Source organism: Alteromonas sp. AMM-1, from assembly GCF_047290655.1.
In the GTDB taxonomy this organism is placed as follows: domain Bacteria; phylum Pseudomonadota; class Gammaproteobacteria; order Enterobacterales; family Alteromonadaceae; genus Alteromonas; species Alteromonas mangrovi.
Genome location: NZ_JBLBUE010000250.1, coordinates 1 through 3,443 on the forward strand (window position 1 = coordinate 1; position 3,443 = coordinate 3,443).

General features: G+C 45.7%; 4 protein-coding genes. All 4 read left to right on the forward strand.

Going from position 1 to position 3,443, the window contains the following annotated elements; translation table 11 throughout:
• Window positions 1-371: cell envelope integrity protein TolA (tolA, locus tag ACLR2L_RS19585; protein WP_413370626.1), on the forward strand; the 371-nt coding region annotated here is incomplete at its 5' end.
• Window positions 368-1,726, forward strand: coding sequence for a Tol-Pal system beta propeller repeat protein TolB (gene tolB / locus ACLR2L_RS19590; RefSeq protein ID WP_413370628.1), 1,359 nt, complete (start codon window positions 368-370; stop codon window positions 1,724-1,726). The genes tolA and tolB, both read left to right, overlap by 4 nt.
• Window positions 1,727-1,768: 42 nt before the next feature.
• Window positions 1,769-2,335 carry a peptidoglycan-associated lipoprotein Pal gene (pal, locus tag ACLR2L_RS19595; protein ID WP_413370630.1) on the forward strand — a complete coding sequence of 189 codons (567 nt, stop codon included), beginning with the start codon at window positions 1,769-1,771 and terminating at the stop codon, window positions 2,333-2,335.
• A 1-nt stretch (window position 2,336) separates the two neighbouring features.
• Window positions 2,337-3,143, forward strand: a complete 807-nt coding sequence (gene ybgF / locus ACLR2L_RS19600) for a tol-pal system protein YbgF (RefSeq protein WP_255438793.1) — start codon at window positions 2,337-2,339, stop codon at window positions 3,141-3,143.
• Window positions 3,144-3,443: the final 300 nt, after the last annotated feature.

The window sequence follows — 3,443 nt, forward strand, 5'->3', positions numbered from 1 at the left end:
AAAAAGAAGCAGCTGAACGCGCAGAGTTGGAAAGAATTATGCAAGAGCAGCTTGCTAAAGAACAGGAAGCTATGCAGCAACAGCGCCGGCAGCACGTTTTATCGGAAAAAAAGCGGTATCAGGCGTTGATCCATCAAACCATAAAACGCTATTTGAATGGTGATTTCAAGGGTAAAACCTGCCGTTTGAATATCAAATTGGCTACAACCGGTCTGGTTACTAAAGTAACAATTTTAGACGGGGATCCTGCGTTGTGCCGTGCTGCCCAAAGTGCTGTGTTAAGACCAGACAAACTGCCAGTGTCTGATGACCCTGCTGTTTACGAAGAATTAAAAGACATTAATCTGAAGGTGGAGTTGAATAGCCTATGAAAAAATTGGGTCTGTGGATAGCGTTAACATACCTAAGTTGCATCGGGTCAGTGCATGCTGCATTGGAAATCGTGATCACTGAAGGGGTTGATAGCGCCAGACCAATCGCCGTGGTTCCGTTTAAATGGCAGGGCGAGGGGTTGTTACCCGATAATCTCACCGACGTAGTGATGGCTGATTTACGCCGCAGCGGTAAATTCAATCCCATTGTTCCAGCCTCAATGCCACAGTATCCATCTACCGACAGTGAAGTGGATTACGCTGCCTGGGCGTCAATGGGGCTCGATACCATTGTGGTCGGCAAAGTTCAAAGCGAAGGCGCCGACCGTTATCTGGTGTCGTTTGAAATTATTGATGTGTTACGTGGCCAGATCACCGGCGGCGAATCGAAGGTGTTAGGTAAAGATGGCACATTGGTAAACAGTAAGGATCACATTGTCGATCAGCGTCAGGTTGTTATTGGTGGTGGTGATTTCAGACAATATGCGCATCGAATCAGTGATGTGGTATACGAAAAGCTAACCGGAGTGCGCGGTGCGTTTTTAACGCGAATTGCGTACGTTATTGTGCGCGACCGCGAAACAGTGAAATTACCATATCAGTTGGTGATTGCTGATTACGACGGATTTAACGAAACACGATTATTATCGTCGCCTGAGCCGTTGATGTCACCAGCGTGGTCGCCGGATGGTAATAAGCTTGCTTATGTGAGTTTTGAGAATAAACGTCCGCAGATTTTTATTCAGGATATTTACACCATGCAACGTGAGAAAATAACTGATTTTCCTGGCATTAATGGTAGTCCTGTGTTTTCGCCGGATGGCAGACAGCTGGCGATGGTATTGTCTAAAGACGGCAATCCTGAAATTTATGTAATGGACTTAGCCACGAAGAATTTGCGCAGAATTACCCAGAATAGAGCCATTGATACTGAACCCTCGTGGTCTCCCGACGGCAAGAGTCTGATTTTTAGCTCTGAACGGGGTGGTAAACCACAGATTTATCGCGTAAATTTAGATAATGGCACGGTTAGACGTTTAACCTTTGAAGGTGAACAGAACCTTGGGGCCACTTTTACACCGGATGGGGATGAGATTGTGTTGGTTAACCGAACACGCGGTGATTACCACATCGCCCGCCAGGAATTAAAAAATGGAGCAATTCAGGTACTCACGAGAACATTATTAGATGAATCTCCCAGTATCGCTCCGAACGGAAGCATGATAATTTATAGTACATTATTCGGAGATACCCAGGTATTGTCATTAGTGTCGCTGGATGGGCGCTTTAAAGCGAGGTTACCGGTAGCTGACGGGCAAGTTAAATCGCCTAGTTGGTCACCGTTTTTGTTTTAACATTTAACATATTAGAAATAAGTAAGTATAAGGATTAAGAGGATGCAACTTAATAAAGTAATGAAGAGCTTCATCATCGCCCTGCCAGTGGTGACTATGATGGCATGTTCATCAGGTCCTAGCGAAGAGGAACTGGCAGCGGAGCGCAACCGCATTGCCCAGCAGCAAGCTGCTGAAGAACAAGCTCAGAAAGATGCTCAGGAAGCGAAAGTTAAAGCCGAAGCTGCCCAGCGTGTAAAAATGCAGGAAGAGCAGAGCAAGCGTGATTTAGCTGCGCTGATGAATGAACAAACAGTTTACTTTGACTTCGACCGTTCTAACATCAAGTCTGAGTTTTACCCTGTTCTACAAAAACATGCTGATTACCTGATGAAAAACCCAGGTAAGAAGATTGTTGTTGAAGGTCACTGTGACCAGCGCGGTACACCAGAGTACAACATTGCACTGGGCGAGCGTCGTGCACAAGCTGTTCAGACTTATCTGTTGAACGCAGGTGTGAGCTCAAGCCAGGTAACAGTTGTGTCTTACGGTGAAGAAAAACCTGCGGTAATGGGGTCATCTGAGTATGCGTTTGCTCAGAACCGCCGTGGCGTAATTGTTTATCAATAAGATGACGTACCGTAAAGGTAATGTGTTGAAAGCCGTTGTCGTAATGACAACGGCTTTGCTGTGTCTACCGGTTGCGTATGGACAGTCCACTGGAGCTCCTGTTTACTCCGTAGGCGGGAGCGACATTGAATCGCGTTTAACTGTACTTGAAACACAGGTTAAAAACCGGGCAGATATGCAGCATCGCCTCCAGCAGCAAATTGACAACATGCAACTGGAATTAGATGAATTGCGCGGTGCGGTTGAAGTGCACACCAACCAGTTACAAAAAGTATTGGATCGCCAACGGGAATTGTATCTCGAGATCGATAAACGTGTAGAAGCGTTGAAATCATCAGCGACTGTACCTGTGACGAGCGGTAACACAGCAAACGTGCCCACTACCACAGCGCCAGCACAAGCCTCCACTAAAACGGTAACAGCAGCGACAGCTGCGTCGGGTCTTTCAGAATCCGATGCCTATGAAAAGGCAGTCAATCTGATCCTGAAATCCAGAGAGTACGATAAAGCCATCCCAGAGTTTCAGGCATTTCTTGCCCGTTTCCCAGAGAGCAGCTATGCACCTAATGCGCATTACTGGCTGGGGCAGCTGTTGTTTAATAAGCAGCAGTGGCAGGAAGCTACCGAACAGTTTGATATTGTAGCCAATAAGTTTGCAGATTCTGCCAAGCGTCCGGATGCACTATTAAAACTTGGTGTGATTGCTGAAAGTACCGGTGACATGGCAAAAGCAAAACAATTGTTCCAGCAAGTGATTACAGAATACCCAAATTCGTCAGCCAGAAAATTGGCTGAAGCGCGTTTGTAATTTTTTTTGCGGAAAATTAAAAAAAGGAGCCCTGGAGCTCCTTTTTTGTTGTGTGAAAAAACTGACCGTTTGCTTAAGTTTTTACGCGATGAAACTTGCTAAGGTGCAATTGTGGGACTAAAGTTTGACCGATTTGTTTTGTTTTTGAGCGTTTAAACTTTTTTTGGCAGAAAAGTGAAAATAAATGCATTTTTAAGGTTGCACACACGCCGGAAATAAGTATTATATGCGCCCGTCGCCAAGACAAGGTGACAGCGGTAATCGATGGGTCGTTAGCTCAGTTGGTAGAGCAGTTGACTT

Excerpts from the sequence above, each read along its gene's own strand:
- tolB (WP_413370628.1), top strand. The coding sequence starts at position 368 with ATGAAAAAATTGGGTCTGTGGATAGCGTTAACATACCTAAGTTGCATC.
- pal (WP_413370630.1), top strand. The coding sequence starts at position 1,769 with ATGCAACTTAATAAAGTAATGAAGAGCTTCATCATCGCCCTGCCAGTG.
- ybgF (WP_255438793.1), top strand. The coding sequence starts at position 2,337 with ATGACGTACCGTAAAGGTAATGTGTTGAAAGCCGTTGTCGTAATGACA.